Origin of the sequence: Sphaerotilus microaerophilus (assembly GCF_023734135.1) — a bacterium.
Taxonomy (GTDB): domain Bacteria; phylum Pseudomonadota; class Gammaproteobacteria; order Burkholderiales; family Burkholderiaceae_C; genus Sphaerotilus; species Sphaerotilus microaerophilus.
Genome location: NZ_AP025730.1, coordinates 3,564,280 through 3,587,653, shown reverse-complemented (window position 1 = coordinate 3,587,653; position 23,374 = coordinate 3,564,280). Strand labels below are relative to the sequence as shown.

Genomic DNA, 23,374 nt, shown 5'->3' with positions numbered 1-23,374 from the left:
CAGACGGAGTCGAGGTCTGACCTGTCCGATGCACAGATGAAGCTGGTGCCGCCATGTTGACCTCAGGGGCTGTCATCCAGAGCGTCCCGACCCCATGCCGGGGCGCGGCGCGGGTTCAACGAGGGGCGGGATTGCAGGGGCTGAGGCGCCCCCGCGGCGGAGGCTCCATCGCGTGATCCCGCCTGCGTGACCGGCGGGCGCAGCGGCGCGTAGGACTCCCGGATGCTGCGCTGCAGGTGGTCCAGCAGCCACAGCCCGCTGTCCACCTGAACGTAGACATAACCCTGGTCGAAGAGGTCCCCGTCGAGGTCCTCCCAGGGCTTGATCCACAGGCGCAGCACACGCGCGGCCGAGCGCAGCGGGGAAGTTGTGGCCTGAGGGGCCGGCGCAACTGCAGGTGCTGCGGTGCGGGCGAGCGCAGCCCGCGTCGCCGCTGGCGTTGCCGGAGCAGGCTCGGGGGCAGACGCCGCGCGGCCGGTGGCGGCGACGTTGGCGTAGGTGCCGGACACCGATTGACAGGCCACACCCTCCGGCGCCTGGCAGGCATAGCGGGAGCCTCCCCCCAGCCCGGACAGGCTCTCGCAGCCGCAGAGCAGGGCTGTGGAAGCGATCACCAGGGTGACCGCAGGGGCGAGGGCGTCTGGCGTCATGGTTGGCGCTCCTGGGCGGTTCTGGGGCCTGCGGCGGCGCTGTTCAGCCGGGCCTCAATGCGTTCACGCGGCAGGTGGCCTTCGCTGCGGCTGCCATCGGCCCAGACCAGCGTGGGGGTGGCCCGGATGCCCAACTGCCGTGCCAGGGCCAGGTTGCGGTCGATCGGGTGATCGCAGCGCGTGGCGGCGGCCGAACCAGAGCGGCCTTCCGGCGGCGTGCCATTGCGCATCAAGCGTTCCCAATTGCCCGAGGGGTCGGCGGAGCACCATAGCTGGATGGGCAGTGCTTCGCCCTGGAAGGGCAGCAAGAAGGTGTGAACGGTCAGGTCGTCGATGCCCGACAGTTCCTCCTCCAGCCGGCGGCAGTAGGGGCAGGCCGGATCGCTGAAGACCACCAGCTGGCGCCGGCCTGGGCCTTTGACGCGGTGCAGGGCATCCGTCATTGGCAACTGGCGCAGATCGATCGCGGCCGAAGGGTCTGTGGTGGGGGCGGTCGCAGGGGTCTGCACCAGGCCGGCGTTGGCCCGGGCCAGCTTGGGCGCCGTCAGGTCGGTCATCGTTTGCGTGTCGAAGAGCCGGCCGAAGACGAAGTAGCGCGGCCGGGCAGCAAAGACATAGGCCACGTTGCCGTTCATCCAGACCTCGTACAGGCTTGGCACCGCAGTGGGCTGGACGGAAGAAAACGTGGTTCCCGGATGGGCTCGGCGAAGCTCAGCCAGCAACCGGGTCTCTGGGTTCTCAGGCTTGGCTGCTGCCGCGGTTGCAGCGGTGGCGCAGCAGGTGGCTACACAAGTGACCCAGCAAGCCGCCAGGCCGCTGACGCCAGCCCGGCGCCGCAGGGGTTCAGTACTCGCCATCATCGCCAGCCTCCTGGTTCCGTTCAGTACGGTGTGTGCGGGCCTGGCCGCTGCCGTCAGACCGCGGCCCGGGCGGCGCGGGAAGGTCGATGCGGCTGCCCCGGGTGATCACCACGTCGATCTCTCGGCCGGCATCCACCTCGATGATCGGAAAGGTGTTCTCTGCCAGCTTGATGTAGTACTGCGCCAAGCGGTCCAGTGCCCTGCCCACGCCGCTGCCCACACCCGCGCGCAGGGCGTCCTGGCCGCTGAGCTGGGCCACCGTGCCCAGGGCCGAACTGCTGACGTTGGTGCTGGCGGTGGCCACGCCCTGGCCGATGCCGCTCACCACCCCGGCCAGAAGCGCATTGGCCAGCATCTGGCCCTGCTTGGTCACCAGCCGACCGCGCAAGCCCACCTTGCCGTCCTCGCCGTAGACGCTGCCCTGGATGCGCAACTCCAGCACCGTGCCATCGCTGCGCACGCAGGACAGGCTCTCGGTGCGCAGGTAGGCCCGCTCCGAGCTGATGTCGCCATAGCCTGCGGCAATGACGAAGCACTCTCGATAGTCACCACGAACCCGGTTGGGCAGCACCGAGGTATCGGACAGGCGGATCAGCACCGGGTGCGGGTTGGACTGAGCCTGCCCGCCGGTGGGGGCGTCCAGCCCGCCCAGCAGCACGCCGCGGGTGAAGCTCACCGGCAGGAAGGATGAGGTGGTCCGGGGTGGCTCGTTGGTGCTTGCCTGCGGGAGTGCTCCGGCAGCCACGGTGGTCGTGCTTGGGGTGGCCGTTCGATCTGCCAGCGTCACCCGGCTGATCGTGGGAACCGGTGGTGAAGGGGGCAGTGCTGGGCCCTGCGGCCAGACCGGCTCGGCCAAGGGCGTGCTCGCCGGCCCGGTCGTTCGACGCAGGGGCACGGCCTGCGGCAGGCTGGCCGCGGGTGGGAAGTCTGCAGTCTGTGGCGACGGGCTGCGGGCGGGAGAGGGCGAGGGTGGTGGTGGGACGGGAGCCAACGGTGGCAACGGAGTCAACGGGGTCGAAGGGGTCAACGGCGGGCCCACCGATCGCAGCGCCTGGGCGTTGGGCGCAGTCGCCGCAGCAGCCTGGGACGCCGCGTTGACCGACGCCTGCAGCCGCTGCTCCAGCTCTGCAAAGCGCTGCATCGTGCGCGCCTCGAAGGCCTGGCGGTCCTTGTTCAGGCGGGTCTGTTCGTCGCGTTCGCTCTCATACTGGGCCAGCTTGCGTCCGGCCGTGCCCACCCACTGGTCCACCGGGCTGACCTGTGCGCCGGGAGCCAGGACACCGATGTTGGTGATCGCACTGGCCTTGGCGGCCACCGGGCTGGCGCTGGAGGTGGAGCCTGTGTTCAGCTGCGCGGCCGCCTTGCCCGATTCAGAGATCGACAGCACCAGCCACAGCAGCAGTACCGCTGCAGCGACGATCAGGCCCAGCAGACCAAACTGGCGCTGGCGCGGCGACAGGCGCTCGCTCATTGCTGCGCAGCGTCGGCGCAGGGCACCGATGAGCCGCGTGGGCCAGGCCGACAGGGCGGGGCCGTTCACGGCAGGCTCCGCCGGATCACATAGACCGCGGTGCTGGCGCCGGGCAGCAGGTTGTGCTGTTCGATCGACACCGCCACCACCCGGCCCCGCGCCGATCCTGGTCCGCCTCGATCGCTGCGACGCGCAGGTCCCAGCGGATCGTCCGGCCGATCGAACTCCTGCTCGGCCAGCACCATCGGCTGGGCACTGATGTTGTGCAGCAGGTAGTGCTCGCCGATCAGGTCTCGGCCTTCGAAGCGCCGCAGCAGCAGCATGCGTGCTTCGGCCCAGAGTTGTACCGGGCGATGGATTTCCTCGACCCGGATGTCCTGCGGCACCCGCTCGCCTGCCATGGCCACCAGCAGGGCCTTCATCGAACGCAGATGGCTCGGTGCCGGACCTTCAGGGCCACCCCGACCTTGTGTCGTGGGTGAGCGCAGAGAGCGGTCCCGGATGAGGATGGTGTCGGCCGGCAGGTCCGCCGGGCGCAGCAGCAGGGTGTAGGTGGCCTGCGCGGAGGAGATGAAGAGGTTGATCGGCTTGGTGGCGGTGGGGTGCACCGGGCGCACATAGATCTCGCCCTTGTCCCGGTCGCACTCCAGCACCAGTTCGCCCTGGGGGTTGACCGCTGCGCTGCCCAATGCGGGCCCGACCGGGCTGACGCCGCCGGGCGGGGTGCCCAGGTGGCCCAGGCCCGAGCCTGCACCACCACCAACACCACCACCACCACTGTCGCAGCGGCTGGAGTGCAGGTTGCCGAACACATCGGTGATGGCCGCACCTTCGATGCGAATGCGGGTGGGCTCCTGGATCGACAGCAGGGCCTCGGCGTTCACGCCGTCGCGGGTCTCGACCACCTGCAAGGCACTGGCAGCGCTGGCCGCGATGAGCAGGCCCAGGGCCCACACGGCGCGGCGGTTGGCGCTGCTACTGGCGCGTCCTGGGACGGATGGCAGGTCACTTCGCATCGCCGACCTCCTCGAAGCTGTGCAGGTGCATGCGTCCACCCGAGTAGCCGAAGGCCAGTCGGTAGGCCTTGCTCTCGTGGCTGGTCTCCATGCCGTTGACCAGGGTGCGCAGGCGGCCACGCACGACCACGCTCTGCTGGTCTTCGCTGGTGATGAGCTGCTGGGGTGCGAAGGTGGTGCTGGCGTTGATGCGCTTCAGTCGCTCGGCCTCCACCTCCTGGCGGGTCTTGAGGGCGCCGTAGTGCTCGGGCTCCACATAGCCGAGCATCAGGTCCTTCTTCCAGTCGATCGAGGCCGGGGTGACATCCAGCACCAGCCAGGCCAGGAAGGCGGCCATCTGTTCCAGGTACTCGCTGCTGGCGCGGTCGCGCTGCACCCAGAAGCTCTTGTGCAGCGTGGGCGGCACCACCACCGTGCGGGTGCTGCCCAGCAGGTTGAGGATCACCACCAGCGCCAGCAGCTGCCCGGCCGCGAGCAGGCCGATGCCCCAGGACAGGCCCCGGTTGCGGCGCCTGAGCTCGCGCAGGTCGCCATCGAGTCGGTTGAAGTCCACGGCAGTCTCCCTGTCAGCCCACCATGCGGCGCAGGTGCGAAGGGGGTGTGGCCGACATCGCCGTCAGCGGGCTGGTCGGGAGGTGCCAGTACAGCCAGTGGATGGCAAAGGCCGGATGCTTGTCTGCCTTGAGCCGCGCGATCGAGCGCGACAGCAGCATGCCCACACCCAGGCAGGCGAGAAAGGCCACCCGCGTGCCGGAGAGGTAGCCGACGAAGACGAAGAACAGCAGCGGTGCGGCCACGTCGACGTCCCAGAAGCCGATCTTCCACTGGTCGTCCAGGCGGCGCGGGATGTAGGTGTCGGCCAGCATCGCAGGGCTCCTGTGGTCGGCGTGCTGCCGTCAGATCACCGCACCCATGATGGCGCCGGCAATGACCAGGCCGACCGCACCGAAGATGGCCAGCCCGACATAGAACAGCACCGGCCCGAAGTTGCGCAGCGCGGCCAGCGAGATCAGCGCCACCACGAAGCCCACGAACCCCACCAGCGCCTTGATGCCGGGCCCCAGGGCTGCGATCTGCGTCAGTGCCGAGGTCATTGGGCCGGTGATGCCGGAGAAGGCCACCAGGTCGAGCGCGTGACTGGGTGAGGCCAGTGCGATGGCCAGGACCAGCCCGACCAGCAGGCCCCAGCGTTGTGCGGGTTGGTGCAGCCGCAAGGTCTGAGACAGAGCCTGCAGCGCGCGCCGCACAGGAGGTTGGCGGCGGGTCAGGAAGGTCGGTCGGTGCAGCATGGGAGTTCTCCAGGCGTGGGTGCGCCGAGGCCCGGCGCGGGCGGGATCGGTGGATCAGGCAGCGTTCAGACGCAGATGCCTTCAGGACGGCGCAGTGGGCGGCGCGTAGACCAGCTCCACCCGCCGGTTGCGGGCGCGTCCGTCTTCGTCCTTGTTGGTCGCGACGTAGCAGCAGCGTCCCCGGGCATCGATCTCGATGCGGGCCGGCAGGTCCGGTGCCAGGTTCAGCAGCTCGCGGCGGATGGCCAGGGCGCGGCTGACCGCCAGTGCCTGGTTGAGTCGCTCGCTGCCTTGGTCGTCGGTCCGACCGGAGATGATCAGCCGTTCGGCCAGGCGCAGTTCGCCGAGGGCGCCCTGGAGCTGGCCGCGGTGGCCGGCGGTCAGCTCGGCGCTGTTGGAGTTGAACAGCAGGGTGAGCTTGCGGAGTTGGGCAACGGGAGCGGTCGGCTTGGCAGGGACCGTTGCCGGGGCCGCAGGAGGCTCTATTGCCGGAGGCTGCGCAACAGGTGCGCGGGCCACTGCCTCTGGAGCCACAGCGATGTCTGCCGGTGCAGGTGTTGGAGCCGGTGACACGGGCAGTGGACGGACCGGCGTCTGGGGCGGGTTCACGGGTCGGTCGTCGGCGGGTCGATGGGCTGCCAGCGTCTTGCGGGTGACCGTGGGGCAATTCGGCGGGCTGCAGACCTCGAAGGCGGCCTGGCGTTCAAAGCCAACCTGCGCAACCCGTTGAGGGTGTGCCGCCGGATCAGGTCGCCTCGGTGGGTAACGGGTGGGGCCATCGAGCGGGTCAGGCTCCGGCAGCGTGCAGGCGCCGAGGACGGCCGCGGTCAGGCTCGACAGGAGCGCGACCCGGATCGGTTGACGCTGGGCAGGGATGGCAGCGTGTCTCATCGCTGGCCCTCCGGTGTTGCGAGCGCGTTCAGTCGCCGATGGACCCGCCAGGCGTATCGGCTGCGGGTGCGCTGGCAATCGGCACCCTGCAGTTGGGTGCAGGCGGCGTTGTAGGCGCCCACGGCGTTCCAGCTGGTGCCGTGGCGCGCAAAGGACTGAGCCAGCAGCCAGGCACCCACTTCGATGTTGGTGCAGGGGTCGAACAGGTCGTCGCGCGAGATGCCGTGCCTTGCCAGCAGCGGCAGGTGGCTGCTGTTGATCTGCATGAGCCCGATGTCGTAGCTGCCGGTGCGCGCCAGGTGGCTGCGGTTGATGGCAGCGGGGTCCAGGCTGGACTCCACCTGGGCGATCGCGTGCAGCAGTTCAGGCGACACACCGTGGCGCTGGCCGGCGGCCTCCCAGCAGGCCGAGGCGGGCAGGCTCAGGCTGAGTGACAGAGCCAGCGTCAGCCGGTCAGCGCCGAGCTGCGTGGTGGGAGCAACGAACATGGCCCGGTATCCCTTCTGGCCACCCTGCGCGATGGCGGGTGGTTGACTGAAGGGTAGGCGGGCCGTCCTGGCACGTCAGGGGCGGAATGGCGGTGGTGTGAGGGGGGTTTCGAAGTTTGTGGTCCTTGCCAATCGATCGTGAATTAGTTAACGTAGTTTGAGCTACGCGCAGCAATGTCGTGGTGTTGATCTGGTGGGGGAGGCGAGCCATGCACTTCCATTCGAACCTGCCTCATGGTTTGGTGGGACATAACGTCAGCTTTACTTCAGCCCTGGCTTTCGCCTGCAAGGCCGCTCGACATCAGTGCCCACTGCTGATCGTAGGAGAGACGGGAACCGGCAAGGATGAAGTCGCGCGCTTGGTCCATGCTCACAGTGCACGCGCTGAGGGGCCCTTCGTCAGCCTCAACTGTGCTGCCTTGCCTGAGAGCTTGATCGAGAGCGAACTCTTTGGCTACGAGCGGGGTGCCTTCACCGGGGCAGGTCGTTCCTATGCTGGCCGCTTTGCCGCGGCCGATGGCGGCACTCTGTTTCTAGATGAGCTCGGCGACCTGCCACTGGCCTCCCAGGCCAAGTTGTTACGTGCTATTGAGCATCGCGAGGTGACGCCGCTGGGCAGCCTGCGTACGCGCAAGATCGATCTGCGCATCGTTGCAGCCACCCATCAACCGTTGGACGAGCTGCTGCGCGAGCGACGTTTTCGTTACGACCTGTTCTATCGGCTCAACGTGGCCCGTGTTCAGTTGCCGCCGCTGCGCCAGCGTCGCGACGACATCCTCGAACTGGCTGCCCACTTCATGGCGCCACTTCGCCGAACGCCCGAGGGCGCCAACGTCGGTTGGTTCGACCATGATGCGGTGGCCTGCCTGCTCTCCCACCACTGGCCCGGGAATGTGCGCGAGCTGCGCAACGTGATTGAGTCGATCTTCATCGACCCGCCTGAAGGTGCCATCACGCCGCACGCGCTTCCGAGCTATCTGACGGAACGTACGACGACGGGCTGGGGCGACGAATTGGTGCGACAAGAGCGCCGTCGCATCCTCGACACCTTGTCGGCTACGCACTGGAACAAGACCGCCGCGGCGCGTGACCTCAAGTGGTCGCGGGTGACGCTTTACCGCAAGATGGCCAAGCACGAGATCTCATGCGCGGCTCAGGAGTCAACTCCGGGTACCCCAGGCGGCAGCGGGATCTGACCGAATTGCGCCTCGTAGTCGACGATGCTGCGATGGAGCACGCCGAGGAACACCTTGGCATAGGCCGGCACGGTGACGATACGCGAATGCGCGAAGCCGCCATCGTCGTAGTCTTGAGCGAAGTTGAACAGAAACTCGAAGGCGTTGTATCCCACCTCGAACCGGTTGGCGTAGCGGGCCAGCCCGCTGGCGTGGTCCGGCGATCTGCCGGGTTGTGGCAGCTTTCGTCGGTGCAGTACGCGCTGGCGGTGCATCTCGATCTGCTCAAACCGTCAAGAAACCGTGCAGCAGCGCCAGCACGCGTTGGCGGTAGAGGCCGGCGCCATAGCTGCGGCTGCCGCTGATGCGCCGGCCCATGGCATAGATGGAGCCAGTCAGGCCGCGTGCGTTGCCTTCCGATGCCCGCGGCACATGCAGCAACGTGGCGACCGTGGTGCTCATGCGGCGATAGTCGTTGCGTGTGCCGGCGTGCAGCGATAGGCCTTTGGCCAGCATTTCCGGCTGTTCGAAGATGTGATCCCAGTCTTCGTTGCGGCTGCGGGTGCAGGCCACATCGGCCGACATCAGGGCCCAGCGTTGACCGGCATCAGCCAGCACGGTGTTGGTGCCGCGGTAGGTCTTGATGAAGTTGACTGCGCGCTTGTACGAAGACCGACCGGTGGTCTGGATTACCCCTCGGCCGCGGAACTTGTAGAAGTCGGCCTGCATGATGAAGCCGTTGACGGCTGGGTCTTCGACACTGCTGAACTCATTCTGCGGGTAGAAGCTGCCGTTCCAGGCGCCACCGAAATCGCCGCCGTGGCTCGCCAGGCGGTCGGCACCGGCCAGCGTGCCGTGGGCAGCGAGGTAGTCGGCGTCATCGAACAGCGATCCGGCAGTACGTCCGCCGCTGAGGTGGTTGTAGCTGGCCTTGAAGTGACCGGGCCGCAGTTCGATGCGGTCAAAGAAGTAGGCCAAGCCTGGGTGGCGACCCAGCGCATCTCGGCGTCCACCACCGCCGCGGCCGCTGCTTTCCGGGTGAGCCCAGAGGTTGCCGCCGGTCTCGTTGATGGAGATCGCCGTGAAGGCAGCGAAGTCCAGCGCGTTGATCTCGTCGCGGTCGAAAGCCGTGCGCACTTGGTTCCAGAAGGTGGTGAAGCGGTTGCGTACAGTGCGGCTGGTGGTGATGGCGCCGCGTGCGCTGAATGGTGCGCTGTGGGCAAGGCCGGCGTTGTACCAGTCGATGAAGCCGGCCTCGCCGCTGCGCTGGAAGTAGCTCTCGATGTCTGCCGCGGTCCTGAAGCGCACGCCGGCCAGGTGGTCGACTTCGGCCTGCGTCAATTCGGAGGTGTCGGCCCTGCGGGGCGGTGAGCTGAAGCCTTCGGCCTGCTGCGCCTGCGCCGCGGCCGCGCGGTGCGGCCAGGGCGATTCACCGAAGACGAGCGCGCTCGAAGATGTGAACTGGAGGGTCATGGCGTTCTCCTCAGGCCAGCATGGGCCCGCCGCGGCCGCTGCCGGTACCAGAGGGGATCATCCCTGGCAGGGGGCCGGCGGCGGGTGCCGGCCAGCCAGCCACCGCGGCGGGCGCACACGGGTTCTCGCAGTACTCAAAGTGGTGCGGGTCCGTCGGCGAGAAGCCCGCGCCCCAGCGGAAGTTGAAGGCCTCGAACAGTGCTACCAGCCGCGGGTCCATGCTGCCGAAGGGCCGCGAGCCCGCGTTGTCCACGTTCTCGGGGTAGTTTAGGTCGACCGCAATGCCCAGCGCGTGGTCCGACATCGTGCGCGCGGCGACGGTGGCCGCGCGAATGACGGCGGCGCGCGACGCCGGTGTCGCTTCGTTGTTGATCCGGTCGACCAGCGCCTGCGTGGGCGCGGAGAAGGGCGCGCCCAGCGAGACGCCGGCGGCGTTGACGACGCGGGGGTTGTGCTTGATGCCGCGGAAAGCGGCCGTGCCGCTGGTCTGGTACATGAGGTCGTTCCAGCCCAGTTCGCGCGCAGCCGCGAACACCGCCGCGAAGGCCGGGTGCACCCGCCGGAGAAGGTCAACCTGCTCCGAGACTGGACCGCCGTCCACCAGCGGGAAGCGGCCCCGGGCGAGCTGCAGGCCCTGCAGGTTCAGCGGTCCCAGCAGGCCCGCGGGCCTGCTGGCGGGGGCATCCTGCCGCAGCATCGCGGCATTGCGCAGGCCGTCCAGCGTCACCTGGGTGGCCGTCGGCGCCATGGGGGGATGCAGGGCATCGACCTCCGCGAGCCGCCGGGTCCATGCCCTGGCGAAGGCAGCGCGATCGCGATCTGTGGCAGTGCCCAGGTGTGCGGGCACTGTGAGCAGGCCGGCATAGAGGGGCCGGCCGGGTTGCGCAGCGTTCAGCTCCGAATCCCACTGTCGCCCCGCCAGGCCCCGCCGCCAGAACGCGTAACGTGCGTTCCAGTCGGCGGGCGACATCACCGTGTCGATGAATCCCAGGCGCGTGATCAGCCGCTGCACCTCAGCGCTGACTCCGGGCATCGGGTTCGGTACCGCGGTGACGAAGGCCGGTGCCGGCGGGATCCACCAGCGCGTCCGCGTCGCGTTCTGGATCGCTTGCCGCACGTGCGAGAGCATCGCCCAGCCCAGGCACTCGAGCACGAAGGCCTCGGCGGCCGAGGGCGCGCGCCGCGCCAGTTCGCGGAAGTGCCCGGGGATGTGCAGCAACAGACGTTGCACCAGCATCGTGGTGGCGGCTTTGCCGTTCTCCTCAAGGAAGACGGGCGCCCACCTCAGGCGCGAGAACAGCTCGGTCAGCGCGCTGGCGCCGAAGGCCGCGGCCAACGGCACCAAGCCTTCGCGTGCGATCCGGCGGCGTTGCGCGGCGTTGAGGCCGGCGACGGTCAGGGCGGTGTCGATGGCCGCCGCAGTGTCGGTCGTGGGCTCTGGTAGGAACGAGGCCGGCACGACGGTGAAGCCCGCAGGTGCGGTGTTGAACGTTCCCTCCTGCGGCACGAAGGCGCGCCCGCCGTTGGGCAGGTAGGGCTGCTGCGGCGTCGCCTGCAGCGTCCAGCCCGTGACGGCTTCTAGCGCCGTGGGCGTGGACCCCGCGGCCTGCAGCAAGCGGCGCAGCGGGCGGTAGTGGCCGTAGACATGGGTGGCGCCCACGCGCGCCCAGGCGCTGGCCGGCGCGTTGAGGTCGTTGCTGCGCTCCAGCCGCCAGCCGCGGAAGTTCTCGGAGCCAGCGGCGGTGTCGGGCACCAGGCGCCAGTAGGCAACCGCAGGCCCGATGTCGCGTGGGTTCGACGCGCGCGACTCGGCGGTACAGAAGCAGATGTTGGAACCGCGCCGTTCGGCCCAGGCCAGGATGCGGATGTGCCCCGAAAGCCACATCGTGTCGCCGCCGCACAGCTGCGCGGGATCGGTGACCCGTTCGAAGGCGCCCTGCCCTCCCTTGAGTGCCGCCGAGCGGGTGCTGTGCGGCGCGGCAATGCGGTCGGTCGCCGTGGCGGCGGGGAACAGGTCGATCAGCCGGTTGATCGCCTGCGAGACAAAGCCCGAGCAGTCGATGCCCAGACCGTAGTGCTTCAGGAAGTCGCGCAGATTGTCGGCCGTGGGGCTGCTGCCCACGGTGGCGTCAGCCTGCAGCAGGCCGCGCGAGTCGGCGTCCTGCAGCAGGTCGCGCAGCTTGTCCGTCGTCGACTTGCCGACGCGTTCATGGGTGAAGCGCCTCTCTGCGATCAGCGCTCTCAGCGCCGTGGGGGCGGAGGCCCGGTGTGCGGTGGCCAGGCGGTGGCGCTCGCGCGTGGCGGGTTTCGAACTCGAGTTGGCGTTCATGAAGTAGGGTGGGTGAACGCGCAGGGTCTGCGTGCCCACGCGCACCGGCACTCCCCTCCACCCGGCCAGAAAGCCTTCGACGGTGGCGCGGATGCGCTCGTCCCAGGTCTGGCCGTAGCCCAGCGCACCACAGCCGGCCTCAGGCGTGCCCCACGACAGCCCCAGCGGATCATCGCTGGACGCTGCCTGTGCCTGCGCCGCCGCGGGGCGGCCGCTGCGATCGAGCGTGTACCTTGGCTCGTTGATCACGCCTTCGGCGGCGATCAGCGGCGCGAGGTTGGCGTCGCGCAGCACCTCGGCGACGCCTCGTGCGATGCCGTCAACCTTCATCGTTGGCCACACCAGGCGCACGCCGTGGCTGTAGTCCACAAACACCGGCTCGTGCGCGAAGGATGGGTAGCCGCGCATCACCTGCGCGCCGTTGCGCGGCGCCTGGATCGGGACGCCGGCGGCGGTGTAGGCGCCGTAGAAGGCCAGCTTCGGGCGCGGCGGGCCCATCTTGCCGGTGGTCTTGTTGCGGGCCGCGCGCAGGTAGCCGTTGCTGATGACCAGCTCCTTCTTGTGGCCGGCGGTCAGGATGGTGGGCGGGCGGCGCAGCTGGCCGTCGATCTGCCGGCTGTGCCACTGGTAGCTGCTCGAAGCGTCCTGCAGGTGAGCGCGCGGCGTGCCCGCGTAGTTGCCGGGGATGAAGGCCAGCTTGGTGGGTGCGGCCTGATACAGCTGCTCGACCATGCGGGCGGTGGGCAGCAGGCAGCCAAACAGGTCGGCGATGCGCTGCGCCGTCACCGGGTCAGTAGGCACGCGCACGTGGTCGCTCTCGCTGCCGACGGCCAACACGTCGGGCAGTACGTAGAACTCGAATTCGTGGCGTTGGCCGGCGCGGTCGTTGCCGCTGGCGCGCACGGTGTGGAAGTTGCGCAGCGAACCTGGGATGTTGCCGGCACGCAGCTGCTCGAAGATGCGGTTCTCGCGCTCCACGCCTTTGCGCTCGCCCATGCTGGTGATGAAGGCCGAGCCGGTGGGTGCATCTGCGGGGCGTGCCGGAGCGCGCAGTTCGTGCACGATGACGTCGAAAGCCTCGCCGTCCCAGTCGGCGCTCTCGGCGCTCTCGCAGCTCTCGCTGCTTTCGTCATACCACTCATCGGCGGCCTCGGCGTGCGCGCGCGCGGCCGCCACCGGAAGGTCCTGCGTCTGCGGCGCCAGGTCGTTGCCCGGGTCGGCCAGCAGACGACCGCCGAATGTGTTCGGCACGTCGTTGTGCACGATGCCGCGGCCGACGACGCGCTGGGCTCGGTAGAACCTGCGCAGCAGCGCGCGAAGGTCGGCATCGGGTGCCTTGGCGGCCAGCGCCTGAGCCAGCATGCCGTCGATCGCCTTGGCCTGCGGCGCCGTGCCGCCGAGGAAGACCACGCGCAGGTGATGGCCCGCGCTGCGCATGCGCTGCAGCGCCGTCTCGCCGCGCGACGTGCCGATCAGCGCGATGTCGGCATCGAGTGCGGCGTCGACCCAGGGTCGCAGCGCCACCGGCCAATCGGGTCCGCCGTAGGTCGCATCGAACAACTGCACGCCCTGCACCGCCACCGCGCTGCCGACGGTCGACCGCAGCAGCTGCAGCAGTCGCGCGCCGCCGCCGGAATGCGCGGTCAGGATCACGCGACCGCGCGACAGGCTGCCGCGCCCGGCACCGAAGGCGCCGAGCGCCTCGACGAGCACGGTGTCGAGCTGCTGCGCGGTCGCCACATGCGGAAAGTTGAAGCTCTCGCCATGGAACTGCCCGGTTCGCGAGTTGACCCAGCGGCCTGCCACGCCATGCGGCACCAGGCCGATCGTCGCGCGCGGCACGCCCGGGTTTGCGAGCACCAGGCCGCTGAGGCCGGCCTTGGCGCCCAGGTTCATGCGCGGCGGATGGTCTTCGTCGGCGTAGCTCGTGAACCCGTGCAGGTGCACGACCATGTCGACGGGCCCGCTGAAACCGGCCGGCAGTTGCGCCCAGCGCAGCCAGCCGTTGTCGTGCTGGAGGTTGTGGCTCGGGTAGCGAGGGTCGCGCGGCCGCCGCAGCGCCGCCAGAGTGTGCGCACCGTCACCCTGGGCGGCCGCGAAGTTCAGCGTCGCCTGGAAGGCCGAGACCGGTGCGGCGGCTGGCGCGGTGTCCGGTTCGACGCCGAACACCAGCGCGCTGACCGAAGTCGCGCCGACATGGTGGGAGTGGGTTCTGCGCATGGTGGTCTCCTTGCTGTCGTACCTGTGCGTTGCGGGATCTCAGGCGGCCGGTGCGGGCACTACCGCCTTGCCTTCGCCACCATGGCTGTTGACCGGTGTGTTGGCCGTCGGGTTGGGTGTGTTGCCCATGATCAGAGACATCAGCTCCGGCTTGGCGAAGCGTTCCATCGGGAAGTAGTCGCTCTTGAACTTGAGGTCGACTTCGCCGGTGAGGTCGGCGTGCACGTCGATGGCGTCGCTGCTGTTGGCCTTCTTGGAGGAGACATAGGCCACGCTGGTGCTGGCTTCTCCGCTGGCGCCGCCCAGCAGCCCCGCGAGCCCACCTCCAAAGCCGACGCGGTGCTGGTGCCTCATGTCGAACTGGCTCGCACTCTCGGCCTGGGCCAGGTCTTGCGCATTGATCTGGAAGCCCATGCGCGCATAGATGCGGCCGCTGGTGATGACGATGCGGTTGATGCCCATCAGCATCATGGTCGACAGCATCTGGTGACGGCTCTTGGCCAGGTAGCGGCGCGCCGCCGGCACCAGCTTCTCTTCGCCGGCCTCGTCGGAGACATCGACATCCTCATTCAGACCCAGGGTGCCGCGGAAGTCGGGCTTGGCTGCGGAGTCAGCGCCGTCGCGCACGACGATGCGCGGGCGCTCGCCGCTGGTGTCGATCTTGAAGTGGCTTGGGTAGGCATTGGCCACCCAGTCGCGCGCGTTGTTGTCGCTGATGTTGTCGGCCATGAACTGGTCCACCGTCTTGGACACGTTGGCCAGCAGCGCGCCATAGGCCTCCATCTGTTGGATGCTGGCGTTGACGATGGCCTGGAAGGTGCCCTTGATGAGGTCAGCCACAAAGGTGGGGAAGGCGATGGCGTTGACCGTGTCGCGCGTGATGCGGCCCACCTGGCCGGTGGCGCGGGTGTCGAAGTGCTCCTGCTCCTTGTTGGCCAGCGTCTGGGCCGGCAGGGCGGCGGCCAGCGCCGTCTGGGTGGTCTGGACAGGCTGCGGCTCCCAAAGCGAGCCGTCCTGCGCGGCGGCCACCGGCAGGCTTTCGCGCTGGTGCAGCACCGGAGTCTGGCCCAGGCGCTTGCTCTGGGCCCACTCCTCGTGCACCAGGGCGGCGGTGTAGGCGGCGATCTTCTCCAGGTCGCGGCCCATCACCTCGCGGCGCGACGGAGGCAAGTCGTGAAAGGCCGGGCTCGATTCCAGCAGCGCGCGCACCTGCGCATGGACCAGCTTCGAGACTGGCGGCGTGATCGTGATGCCCTGCGGCTGCGGCGCGGTGTCGAAGGGTCCGGGCAGTGCGGCCGCCGTACCGGCGACGTTCAGCGGACGGTCCATGGCAGTCCCTTCTCGATGGAGCGCGCGGCGCCGAGCGATTGCCCCTCGGCGGCCGGCTCTGCGTCGGGTTCGGCGTCGGGCTCGGTGCCCGCCGTGTTGGTTTCGGCGTTGCCGACCGTGTTGCCGGCGGCGTTTCCGGAGGTCGGCGCAGGCACCGGGTTGTTGGCCCCGGGGTCGAGCGCGCCGCGCTGGATCGGCGTCTCGGTGGGCAGCCGCGCCTCGGGCAGCGGCGCGCCGACCGGCGTCATCGTCGGCGGCGCCTCGCGCACGCGGCGTGCACGCGGTGCGGCGGCCCCCTCCACCGGCGGCGGCGCGCCCACCCGCGGCGGCGCGAAGGTCGGCGGCGGGTTGGCCTCGGGCACCGCCGTGTTGCCCGAGATCGTGCGCAGCGCGCCGGCATTCGCGAAGCGCTCGACCGGAAAGTAGTCGCTCTTGAAATGCAGCTCCACCTCGCCGGTCAGGTCGGTCGAGGTGTTGATCTCGGCATCGCTGCCGGCGCGCCTGCTGCTCACGTAGGCCAGCGAGGCCGAGGCCTCTACGCCCCAGACCAGCGCGTTGTAGTGCCCGCGCATGGCCACGCGGGCGTCGACGTCCTCGGCGTTGCGCTCGAAGGCGCTGTCGCTTGTGTCAATGTGGAAGGCCATGGTGGCGCGGATCTTTCCGGCGGTGACGACGATGCGGTTGATGCCCATCAGGACCATGGTCGACAGCATCTGCAGCCGCGTCTCGGCCAGGCGCCGGCGCGCAGCCGGCAGCAGCGTCTGCTCGATCGACGATTCGTCCAGGCCGGCGCTGGTGTGCAGCTCGGTTTCGAAGTTGGGCGGCTGCAGCTGGTCTGCGCCGTCGCGCGGCACGGCCTTGCCGCCGCGCATGGTGAGGTGGCGCGGGTAGGTCTGCGCCAGCCAGCCGTGGGCCTGCTCGTCGGTGACGTTGTCGTCCATGAACTGGTCGACGGTCTTGGAGACGTTGGACAGCAGTTGGGAGAAGGCCTCCATCTGCTTGACGGTGGTCTGGAAGATAGCGTCGAAGGTGCCGCGAATCAGATCGGCCACAAAAGTGGGGAAGGCGATGGCGCGCAGGGTCTGCTGCGTGACGTTGCCGATCTGGCTGGCTGCGCGCGGTGCGAAGTCGTTGGCCTGGGCCTTCGCCAGCTGCGCTCGCCGAGGCGATTGCGCGGGTGCCGCCTGCTCTTCGGGCGCGACGGCGCGACTGACGCGGGTTTCCTTCAGCACCGGCGTCTGGCCAATCTGTTCGGACTGCCAGTAGATGTCGCGCAGGCACTCGGCGGCATAGGCGGCCACGCGCGCGAGCTTGTCTTCCAACGCGCAGCGCTCTTCGTCGGCCAGCTGATGGTACGACGGCGTAGCTTCCAGCAAGCTGCGCACCTGGGTGCGCACCAGCGCAGTGGTGGCCGGCGTGGGGCGTATGCCCTGCGGGTCGGGCGGCGTGGCGAAGGCGCCGGACAGGGCCACGGTTCGCCCCGCGGCCGATGGGGGCGTGGCGAGTGCCGGCAGCGGTGGCGCTGGGCGCAGCGGACGGGCAAGCAGGGCGATGCTCATGCCCAGCTCCGCGCGCGCTCGATGGCGGCGCGCGACAGGCTGGACGACCTGGCGAAAGCCGTGTCGGGCAGGCTAGGCGGCGCGGCCGGTAGCGGCAGCGAGGCGGTGGGCACCGGCAGGCCGCTGGCCGCCAGCCAGCGCAGTGCGGCCTGTACCGCCATGGCATCCGGCACTTCGGCGCCGGGCATGTCGGCGAGACCACGCAACAGCTGCTGGCCGGCGGCACCACGCCGCGCCGCGGCATCGCGACGGGCGGCGCCGTCTTCGGGCAACAGGCGGCCCAGGCTATCCCAGGCCGAGCGCGAGCCCAGCTGTCGCATCAGGCCCGCATCGCCCAGCAGCTCGAAGGCCTGCAGCAGGTGCGCATGGATGCGCCGCGCCCAGTTCAGCAGCGAGCCGGCGGGCGCGGCGGCCACCGCGGCCAACAGGTCTTGCGCGGCAGCCTGCCAGGCGGAGCGGCTGATCAGCCCGGGGCCGGGACGGTTGCCGTGGCGCTGGCGTTCCAGGTCGGCGCGCACCACGGCCGTAGCCAGGCGCAGCAGGCGCTGCGGGAAATCGAGCCGCAGCGGCGTGACGCCGAAGCCGAACAGCTGCGCGAAGAGGGCCGTGCGTTCATCGTGGCTGGGGTAGTCACGCGCCGTCCATGCCAGGCGGTCGAGGCGGGCGGCGGCAGCCCTGTCGTCCAGCTGCAGCGTGTGCCGCTGCGCGACCAGCGCCTCCACCGCCGCCAGAACGCCGGCTTCTTCCAGCTCGGCCTGTAGGTACAGCGCAGCCCAGGCGCCCAGCAGGTCGCGCGACGGTGCTGCGGTCTCCGGGCAGGGAAGCGTTGGCAGGGCCAGGCGCAGGGGGTCCTCGGCCAGCGCCAGCGTCGCCGAGAAGCCCGACAGCGCCCGGCTCGCGTCGCGCAGGGCGGCGGCAAGCACGTCGGAGCTGGCGCGGCGGTGCATGGTCCGTCTCCGGTCTTCAGCGCGCCACCGCGGACGCAGGGGCCGGCGCCTTGGCGCCCGGTGACGCACCGGGCGTGCCAGGTACGGCATTGACGTCCTGGCCGGCCGGTGTCTTGCTGCGGATCTGGTTGATCTGCATCACGTCGACCATGCGTTCCATCGGGAAGTAATCGCTCTTGAACTGCACGTTCACCTTGCCGGCCAGCTTGGCGTGCATCTGCACCTTGGCCTCGGAGTCCTCGCTGCGCGTAGTGGACACCGAGAAGTTGGCCGTGTCCTCGTGGCTGGACTTGCCGTACCAGCTGGCGTTGTACTTGCGCTTGGCGCCCAGGCCCAGGAAGCCCGAACGCGAGCTGCTGTAGTTGCCCGAGTAGCCCGACTCGGCCTTGTTCTGCGAGTGCCAGTCGGCCGAGCGCTCCTGCTTCATCTTGCGGCGCACGGCGTCGGTGGTGTTGAGCTCGAACATGCACGAGGCCTCGATCGAGCCGTTGGTCACCACCAGGCGGTTGACACCCATCATCACCATCGTGGCCAGCAGCTGCTGGCGGTCCAGTGCCATGCGGCGGCGCGCGGCGGGCACGAGCTTTTCCTCGATCACGTCATCGTCCAGCGAGCTCACCGGGTCGGGCAGGCCCAGGTCGCCCTGCAGGTCGGGCAGGTTCTCCTCGCTGGAGCCCTGGCGCTGGCGCACGCGCGGCTTGTCGCCGCTGATGTCGATCTCGAAGTGCTCGGGGTAGCGGTCGGCCAGGTAGTCGCGCGCGTTGTTCTCGCTGACGTTATCCTTCATGTACTGCGTGACCGACTTGCTGACGTTCTTCACCAGTTCGGCGTAGGCCTCCATCTGCTGGATTGACGAGTTGACGATGGCGCCGAACACGCCGTCGATCAGCCCGGCCACGAACTGCGGGAAGTCGACCTTCTGGACCATCTCGGTGAAGGCGTCACCGCCCTGCTGCGCGGCCACCGCGCCGCTTTCGCCGAAGCGCTGGCCGGCGGTGTCGCCTTCGGGCAGCACGCGCTTTTCGGCCAGGGCCGACACCGGCGTGCGGCCGGCCACGGTCACCTGGTCGGGGCAGGTCTGGCCGTCGGCGCCTCCCAGGATGTAGTGGAAGGCCTGCACGGTGTCGCGCGCCACGCCCAGGCGCTGCTCGGGGCTCATGCGCGCATACGCGGGGCTGGCCAGCAAGCCCTGCTTGACGCGCTGGCGGATCAGCGGCAGCAGCCGGTCGTCCGGTGGCGTGGGCATGGTCGGCTTTCGGCTCAGCGTGCCGGCACGGTGACGCCAGGCACGGAGGGCAGCGGCGGCATCGGCGGCAGCGGCGGCGCGGCGGGAACGGCCGCCACCGGAGCGGGCGCGGTGGCGGGCACCTTGTCGCGGATCTGGTTGATCTGCAGCGCGTCGATCATGCGTTCCATCGGGAAGTAGTCGCTCTTGAAGTTGAGCTTGACCTTGCCCGTGAGCTCGGCGTGCAGCTTGATCTCCTCCTCGTTCTTGTTGGTGTCGACGGTGGACACGCTGAACTGCGCGTTGCTGTCGCGCGTGTGGCCGCTGTACCAGCTGGAGTTGCCCGAGTACTTGCCGCTCTTGATCCAGTCGTTCTCCTTGCGCTCGGCCTCGTAGGTGTGATCGCCCTTGCCGCCCCATTCGTCGTGCGAGCTGCTGCCCCAGGAGCCGCCGGCGGTGCGCGTGCGGTCGCGGACGCGCGTGTCGCGCGTGTCCAGCTTGAACAGGCACGAGGCCTCGATGGTGCCGTTGGTCACCACCAGCCGGTTCACGCCCATCATCACCATGGTGGCCAGCATCTGCTGGCGGTCCATCGCGATGCGCTGGCGCGCGGCGGGCATCAGCTGCTGCTCGGCGGTGTCCTGGTCGAGGCTGGCCACCGGCGACTTCAGGCCCAGGTCAGCGAAGAAGTCGGGCATGTTGGATTCGTCGGCGCCCTCGCGCGGCTTGAGCTTGGGCGACTCGCCCGAGAGGTCCATCTCCAGGTGCTCGGGGTACTTCTGCACCAGGTAGTCGCGCGCGTTGTTCTCGCTGACGTTGTCCTTCATGTACTGGTCGACCGACTTGCTCACGTTCTTCACCAGCTCGGCATATGCCTCCATCTGCTTGATGGAGCTGGTGACGATGGAGTTGAAGACGCCGTCGACAAGGCCGCCGACGAAGGAGGGGAAGTCGACCTCCTGGATCAGGTCGGCCATGGCGTCGCCGCCGCGGCGAGCGGCCTCGCCCAGCGGCGGCGGCTGGTTGGCCACGATGGTGCGCTGCGGTGCCGCGGGCTTGGCCGGGCTGGCCTGCGCTTCGGCCAGCGGCGCATAGCCGCCGACGTTGCCGCCCAGTTCCACCGAGCCCGGGCGCGACTGGCCGTCGGCACCGCCCAGGATGTAGTGGAAGGCGCGCACCGTGTTGTGGGCAATCTCGGTGCGCTTGTCGGCGGGCAGGGCATTGAAGGCGCTGCTGCGCGTTAGCGCCTGCCGCACGCGCGACCGGATGTCGCCGAGCAGGCGGTCGTTCGGGGCGGCGGCAGGTGTCATGGTGCAACTCCCTCGGTGCGCAAGGTCTCAGGGTCTCAGGCCCAGGCCGACGAGGACCACAGCGCCTGCCCGGCCACGGGCTCGGGCTGGCGCACGGGCGGCGCGGCAGGCCGCGGCGCGGCCGGCTGGCGCAGGCCTTCCAGGCGCGGGTCCAGCGAGGCCGGCCGCAGGTACAGCGCCACGCGCGCCGGCAGGTCGGGCCGCACCCACACCGACAGCACCGACACCGTGCCGGGGCCGGGGTAGCCGTCCGGCGTCAGCGCCATCAGCCAGCGGTCCATGCCCTGCACGCTGCGTGGTCGTTCGGTCATCTGCAAGCGTGTCAGGGCCATCAGCTGCGAGGGCAGGTCGGGAATGGCGTCCAGGCTTACGTCCAGGCGCATTTCCACGCCCTGACGCAGCGGCCGCAGCGTGAGCATTGCGGCCTCAGCCGGCAGCACGAAGCGCGCGCCCAGGATGAAGGCCACGGCGCTCATCAGGCCGGCGTGACGGTGGCCCAGGCCCAGCTGATCCATCAGCGGCTGCAGCGCGGCCAGTGCCAGTGGCCGCTCCGATTCAAAGGACAGCTGCTGCGCCCCGGCCGAGCGCCCGCAGCGCACTGACAGGATCACCGGATGCAGGCCCGGCATGTTGTCCACCACGGTGCGAACCAGGCGGTGCAGCGGGCCCGGCAGGGCATCCACCAGGCTCGGCCCCCACTCGCAGTGCACGTAGGACTCGGCCAGGCCGTTGCGGTCGAAGGCGCTGCCGAAGGCGGCTCCCCACGACGCGGTGCGGCTCATCTCCTGGGTACGCACGGGCTCCAGCTGGTTGTCCAGCCAGCGCCGCGCGGCACGACCGAAGTGGCGGTCGACAACCTGCGCCATCGCCTGGCTCGAACTTTCAATGCGGTCAGCACCGGTCACGCCGCGGCCGGTGGCGCGCATCACAAAGTTCAAGTGCTCGGGCGTCTGTTCGGAGTACTGGGTCGACAGCGGCGTATCGTCGGTGAGTTCGCCGTAGGGCACGTCGAGCTGTTCGTCCAGCGCGGCGCCCACGTCTTCCAGCGGATCTGCAGTGCCCAGCCGTCGGGCCGACTGCGCGAGCAGGCTTCGCGCGCGTTGGGCCAGGGTGTCTCTGGCTTGCATGGTAGGGCTCCCGATCCGTCAGTGCAGCTGGGCCAGCAGCTGCTGCAGCTGGTCGGGACTGGGGGTGCCGTTGGCAGTCAGCTGCTTGAGCTTGTTCAGCACGTCCAGACCTAAGCTGTCGCCAGCGCCGGGCAGGCCTGGCAGGCTGGGCGCGGTGTTCATCTCCACAGGCTGCGCGTACTGCTTGACCTGGTCGTCGCGCACGCCGTTGACGGCCAGCCACGACTGCACGCTGCGCAGCAGTAGGTTGGTGGTGGTCTCGTCCAAGTCGCCGCTACCACCTTCGCCGCCGAAGCTGGGGTCGAACAGGAAGGGGCTGCTGCTGCTGGTGTCGGAGATTGCCGCCGTCTTGTTGGCGAGGATACCGAACAGCGCATTGGCCGACTGCGCCATGGTGCTGTACTTCACCCAGTTTGGCGCGCCGCCGAAGTCCTGCTGCGCGACGCGCTCAATCACTTGCCAGTGGTTCGAGGCCGCGTAGGTCTTCAGCACCTGCGGCTGGTTGAGGATGCCGATGGCGCGGTCCAGGTGCTTGTTGATGCGCGTGGCCACGTAGAAGCTGCCGCCCCAGGCGTAGAGCGAGGCGTTCTTGGCCAGTTCGAAGGCGCTCTTGCGGACCTGTTCGCCCGTCATCGAAAGTTGCGAGGTGCGGTTGTTGAACATGCGGTCCACCTCGCGCTGGCGGGTGAACTCGGAGACACTGGCGATGAAACGCAGGAACAGCTGCTCAAATGACTTGTTCGGTGCCACCTCCTTCGACACCTCGCCGCCTGGCATGCCCAACATGCGCGCGTACTGCGAGCGCCGCTGCGATTCCGTCAGCCGGTCCTCTGTTTCCCAGTAGTAGTCGTCGATGGCCTTGCCTGCGGCATCGCGGCCGAAGGGCAGCAAACCGTTCATGAACAACTCGGCGATGCGGTCGGCCACGCGCAGTACCAGCGTCTTTTCCAGCAGTGCCAGCGAATAGGTCAGACCGCAGACGCGGATGTTGTCGGAGTTCAGGTCGGCGTCGCCTCCCGCGTTCTGTGTGCCGCCGGGCAGGCAGCCCGGCGGCAGGCTCAGCGAGTCGCCGGTGGCGCGGGTGGAAACGTAGCGGTCGAGCGCTATGCGAATGGCAGAGTCGAAGCTGCCATGGCCGAAAGGGTTGGCTTCGGCGCCGGCGATAACCTCGCGCGCGACAAAGGCAAACTCTTGCACCGAGAGGCTCTGAATGCCCCCGTTGAGGGAAGGCAGTTTTTTTGCGATGTACTCGTAGACTTCCGAGAGCGGTCGTTCCTTCTTGTTTGTATCGACGACCTTATGGATGGACTCGTGCCAGGCTCGCGTCACAGCGCCCTGCAGTCCACTCGACGCGGGATCCACCTCACCGTCCAGGATGACCATGCCAATGACGGCGGCAGCCCACGGCTCCTTCCTCGTCTTGACGGTTCCCGGTACAGAGCGCGACATTTCGTCGAGCAGACCCTCAACTTGATTGATGTAATTGTTCTTGACCGCGTCGTCTCGCAGGATCGGCACGGAACTGACATCGATCTCGAAATGGAAGTCGGCCATGGAAGTCTCCTTGATGAACTGGACCAGCCACTGATTGAGAAAGCGAGAGTCCCCATCGCGTGGCTTGCCGATGACGAGGCGCAAGGCCGGCCCCACAATCGGCCGGAGGGAGTTGGCGTCGAGCCGCTCCAAGTGCTGCTCGAGTGGTATGAGCTGTTCAGGAGTGGCGCCGATGCTTGGGTCCTGCAGCGCGCGGCGCAGCAGGCGCACGAGCATCAGCCGGTAGGCAGCTGACGGTGGCGCGCGGCCGCCAGCGCGGAGCGTCGAGGCGCGGGTGTCCAGCCCCTCGCGCAGCACTTCGGGCGCGCTCTCTTGATCGGTCTCCAGGGTCTGCTGCAGCTGGTGCTTGGCGCCTTCCAGATCGGCTTCCAGCGCGCTTCCGTCGAGCACCAGCAGCAGCAGTTCGATCCACGGATCGGGCGGACGGCGCGGCGATGGGTTCGATTTTCGGGCGGCCATGG

20 protein-coding genes are annotated in these 23,374 nt (G+C 69.0%); 1 reads left to right on the top strand and 19 read right to left on the bottom strand.

The annotated features are described in order from the left end of the window. Positions 1-62: 62 nt before the first annotated feature. The 9 genes from NGK70_RS15400 to NGK70_RS15355 all read right to left on the bottom strand — a co-directional run bounded on the left by NGK70_RS15400 (position 63) and on the right by NGK70_RS15355 (position 6,665). Complete coding sequence (locus tag NGK70_RS15400; protein ID WP_251969399.1) at positions 63-650, bottom strand: TraV family lipoprotein; 588 nt, start codon at positions 648-650, stop codon at positions 63-65. Then, positions 647-1,507, bottom strand: coding sequence for a DsbC family protein (locus NGK70_RS15395; RefSeq protein WP_256490857.1), 861 nt, complete (start codon positions 1,505-1,507; stop codon positions 647-649). Before NGK70_RS15395 ends, NGK70_RS15400 begins: the two co-directional genes overlap by 4 nt. Next, positions 1,494-3,050 carry a TraB/VirB10 family protein gene (locus NGK70_RS15390; protein WP_251969397.1) on the bottom strand — a complete coding sequence of 519 codons (1,557 nt, stop codon included), beginning with the start codon at positions 3,048-3,050 and terminating at the stop codon, positions 1,494-1,496. Before NGK70_RS15390 ends, NGK70_RS15395 begins: the two co-directional genes overlap by 14 nt. Further along, on the bottom strand, positions 3,047-3,997 hold the full coding sequence (locus NGK70_RS15385) for a type-F conjugative transfer system secretin TraK (RefSeq protein WP_251969396.1): 951 nt from the start codon (positions 3,995-3,997) through the stop codon (positions 3,047-3,049). Before NGK70_RS15385 ends, NGK70_RS15390 begins: the two co-directional genes overlap by 4 nt. Then, on the bottom strand, positions 3,987-4,550 hold the full coding sequence (gene traE / locus NGK70_RS15380) for a type IV conjugative transfer system protein TraE (RefSeq protein WP_251969395.1): 564 nt from the start codon (positions 4,548-4,550) through the stop codon (positions 3,987-3,989). Before traE ends, NGK70_RS15385 begins: the two co-directional genes overlap by 11 nt. A gap of 13 nt (positions 4,551-4,563) precedes the next feature. After that, positions 4,564-4,863 carry a type IV conjugative transfer system protein TraL gene (traL, locus tag NGK70_RS15375; protein WP_251969394.1) on the bottom strand — a complete coding sequence of 100 codons (300 nt, stop codon included), beginning with the start codon at positions 4,861-4,863 and terminating at the stop codon, positions 4,564-4,566. A gap of 30 nt (positions 4,864-4,893) precedes the next feature. Then, positions 4,894-5,286 (bottom strand): hypothetical protein, encoded by a 393-nt coding sequence (locus NGK70_RS15370; RefSeq protein ID WP_251969393.1) that lies wholly within the window; start codon positions 5,284-5,286, stop codon positions 4,894-4,896. A gap of 81 nt (positions 5,287-5,367) precedes the next feature. After that, positions 5,368-5,805: an OmpA family protein gene (locus tag NGK70_RS15365; RefSeq protein ID WP_310742537.1), complete on the bottom strand. Its 438-nt coding sequence runs from the start codon at positions 5,803-5,805 to the stop codon at positions 5,368-5,370. Positions 5,806-6,173: 368 nt separating this feature from the next. Continuing rightward, positions 6,174-6,665 (bottom strand): lytic transglycosylase domain-containing protein, encoded by a 492-nt coding sequence (locus NGK70_RS15355; RefSeq protein ID WP_251969392.1) that lies wholly within the window; start codon positions 6,663-6,665, stop codon positions 6,174-6,176. A 209-nt stretch (positions 6,666-6,874) separates the two neighbouring features. On the opposite strand from NGK70_RS15355, the gene NGK70_RS15350 reads away from it, so the two are divergent. Further along, the gene (locus NGK70_RS15350; RefSeq protein WP_251969391.1) at positions 6,875-7,861 is read left to right on the top strand and encodes a sigma-54 interaction domain-containing protein; all 987 of its coding nucleotides are present in this window, start codon (positions 6,875-6,877) and stop codon (positions 7,859-7,861) included. Here the strand turns inward: NGK70_RS15350 and NGK70_RS15345 are convergent. Genes NGK70_RS15345 through NGK70_RS15300 form a run of 10 tightly spaced genes read right to left on the bottom strand, consistent with a single transcriptional unit; the run spans position 7,819 to position 23,372 of the window. Continuing rightward, on the bottom strand, positions 7,819-8,115 hold the full coding sequence (locus NGK70_RS15345) for a DUF3467 domain-containing protein (protein ID WP_251969390.1): 297 nt from the start codon (positions 8,113-8,115) through the stop codon (positions 7,819-7,821). The two genes, NGK70_RS15350 and NGK70_RS15345, sit on opposite strands and share 43 nt — an antisense overlap. Positions 8,116-8,125: 10 nt before the next feature. Then, the gene (locus NGK70_RS15340) at positions 8,126-9,313 is read right to left on the bottom strand and encodes a hypothetical protein (protein ID WP_251969389.1); all 1,188 of its coding nucleotides are present in this window, start codon (positions 9,311-9,313) and stop codon (positions 8,126-8,128) included. 10 nt (positions 9,314-9,323) lie between these two features. Further along, a complete protein-coding gene (locus NGK70_RS15335; RefSeq protein WP_251969388.1) occupies positions 9,324-13,862 on the bottom strand; it encodes a M15 family metallopeptidase in 4,539 nt (1,512 codons plus the stop codon). A 39-nt stretch (positions 13,863-13,901) separates the two neighbouring features. Beyond that, complete coding sequence (locus tag NGK70_RS15330) at positions 13,902-15,191, bottom strand: hypothetical protein (protein WP_251969387.1); 1,290 nt, start codon at positions 15,189-15,191, stop codon at positions 13,902-13,904. Further along, positions 15,176-16,750 (bottom strand): hypothetical protein, encoded by a 1,575-nt coding sequence (locus NGK70_RS15325; protein WP_251969386.1) that lies wholly within the window; start codon positions 16,748-16,750, stop codon positions 15,176-15,178. The genes NGK70_RS15330 and NGK70_RS15325 overlap by 16 nt, the downstream gene beginning before the upstream one ends. After that, the gene (locus NGK70_RS15320; protein WP_251969385.1) at positions 16,747-17,697 is read right to left on the bottom strand and encodes a hypothetical protein; all 951 of its coding nucleotides are present in this window, start codon (positions 17,695-17,697) and stop codon (positions 16,747-16,749) included. The genes NGK70_RS15325 and NGK70_RS15320 overlap by 4 nt, the downstream gene beginning before the upstream one ends. A gap of 16 nt (positions 17,698-17,713) precedes the next feature. Then, on the bottom strand, positions 17,714-18,943 hold the full coding sequence (locus NGK70_RS15315; protein ID WP_251969384.1) for a hypothetical protein: 1,230 nt from the start codon (positions 18,941-18,943) through the stop codon (positions 17,714-17,716). Between the two features lie 14 nt (positions 18,944-18,957). Beyond that, positions 18,958-20,232: a hypothetical protein gene (locus NGK70_RS15310; protein WP_251969383.1), complete on the bottom strand. Its 1,275-nt coding sequence runs from the start codon at positions 20,230-20,232 to the stop codon at positions 18,958-18,960. A gap of 35 nt (positions 20,233-20,267) precedes the next feature. Next, the gene (locus NGK70_RS15305; RefSeq protein ID WP_251969382.1) at positions 20,268-21,359 is read right to left on the bottom strand and encodes a hypothetical protein; all 1,092 of its coding nucleotides are present in this window, start codon (positions 21,357-21,359) and stop codon (positions 20,268-20,270) included. An 18-nt stretch (positions 21,360-21,377) separates the two neighbouring features. Continuing rightward, a complete protein-coding gene (locus NGK70_RS15300; RefSeq protein WP_251969381.1) occupies positions 21,378-23,372 on the bottom strand; it encodes a hypothetical protein in 1,995 nt (664 codons plus the stop codon). Positions 23,373-23,374 lie beyond the last annotated feature (2 nt).

What these genes read in the sequence shown, in the direction of transcription:
- NGK70_RS15400 (WP_251969399.1), bottom strand. Translation starts at nt 650, where the DNA reads ATGACGCCAGACGCCCTCGCCCCTGCGGTCACCCTGGTGATCGCTTCC.
- NGK70_RS15395 (WP_256490857.1), bottom strand. Translation starts at nt 1,507, where the DNA reads ATGGCGAGTACTGAACCCCTGCGGCGCCGGGCTGGCGTCAGCGGCCTG.
- NGK70_RS15385 (WP_251969396.1), bottom strand. Translation starts at nt 3,997, where the DNA reads ATGCGAAGTGACCTGCCATCCGTCCCAGGACGCGCCAGTAGCAGCGCC.
- traL (WP_251969394.1), bottom strand. Translation starts at nt 4,863, where the DNA reads ATGCTGGCCGACACCTACATCCCGCGCCGCCTGGACGACCAGTGGAAG.
- NGK70_RS15370 (WP_251969393.1), bottom strand. Translation starts at nt 5,286, where the DNA reads ATGCTGCACCGACCGACCTTCCTGACCCGCCGCCAACCTCCTGTGCGG.
- NGK70_RS15355 (WP_251969392.1), bottom strand. Translation starts at nt 6,665, where the DNA reads ATGTTCGTTGCTCCCACCACGCAGCTCGGCGCTGACCGGCTGACGCTG.
- NGK70_RS15350 (WP_251969391.1), top strand. Translation starts at nt 6,875, where the DNA reads ATGCACTTCCATTCGAACCTGCCTCATGGTTTGGTGGGACATAACGTC.
- NGK70_RS15345 (WP_251969390.1), bottom strand. Translation starts at nt 8,115, where the DNA reads ATGCACCGCCAGCGCGTACTGCACCGACGAAAGCTGCCACAACCCGGC.
- NGK70_RS15340 (WP_251969389.1), bottom strand. Translation starts at nt 9,313, where the DNA reads ATGACCCTCCAGTTCACATCTTCGAGCGCGCTCGTCTTCGGTGAATCG.
- NGK70_RS15335 (WP_251969388.1), bottom strand. Translation starts at nt 13,862, where the DNA reads ATGCGCAGAACCCACTCCCACCATGTCGGCGCGACTTCGGTCAGCGCG.
- NGK70_RS15330 (WP_251969387.1), bottom strand. Translation starts at nt 15,191, where the DNA reads ATGGACCGTCCGCTGAACGTCGCCGGTACGGCGGCCGCACTGCCCGGA.
- NGK70_RS15325 (WP_251969386.1), bottom strand. Translation starts at nt 16,750, where the DNA reads ATGAGCATCGCCCTGCTTGCCCGTCCGCTGCGCCCAGCGCCACCGCTG.
- NGK70_RS15320 (WP_251969385.1), bottom strand. Translation starts at nt 17,697, where the DNA reads ATGCACCGCCGCGCCAGCTCCGACGTGCTTGCCGCCGCCCTGCGCGAC.
- NGK70_RS15315 (WP_251969384.1), bottom strand. Translation starts at nt 18,943, where the DNA reads ATGCCCACGCCACCGGACGACCGGCTGCTGCCGCTGATCCGCCAGCGC.
- NGK70_RS15310 (WP_251969383.1), bottom strand. Translation starts at nt 20,232, where the DNA reads ATGACACCTGCCGCCGCCCCGAACGACCGCCTGCTCGGCGACATCCGG.
- NGK70_RS15305 (WP_251969382.1), bottom strand. Translation starts at nt 21,359, where the DNA reads ATGCAAGCCAGAGACACCCTGGCCCAACGCGCGCGAAGCCTGCTCGCG.
- NGK70_RS15300 (WP_251969381.1), bottom strand. Translation starts at nt 23,372, where the DNA reads ATGGCCGCCCGAAAATCGAACCCATCGCCGCGCCGTCCGCCCGATCCG.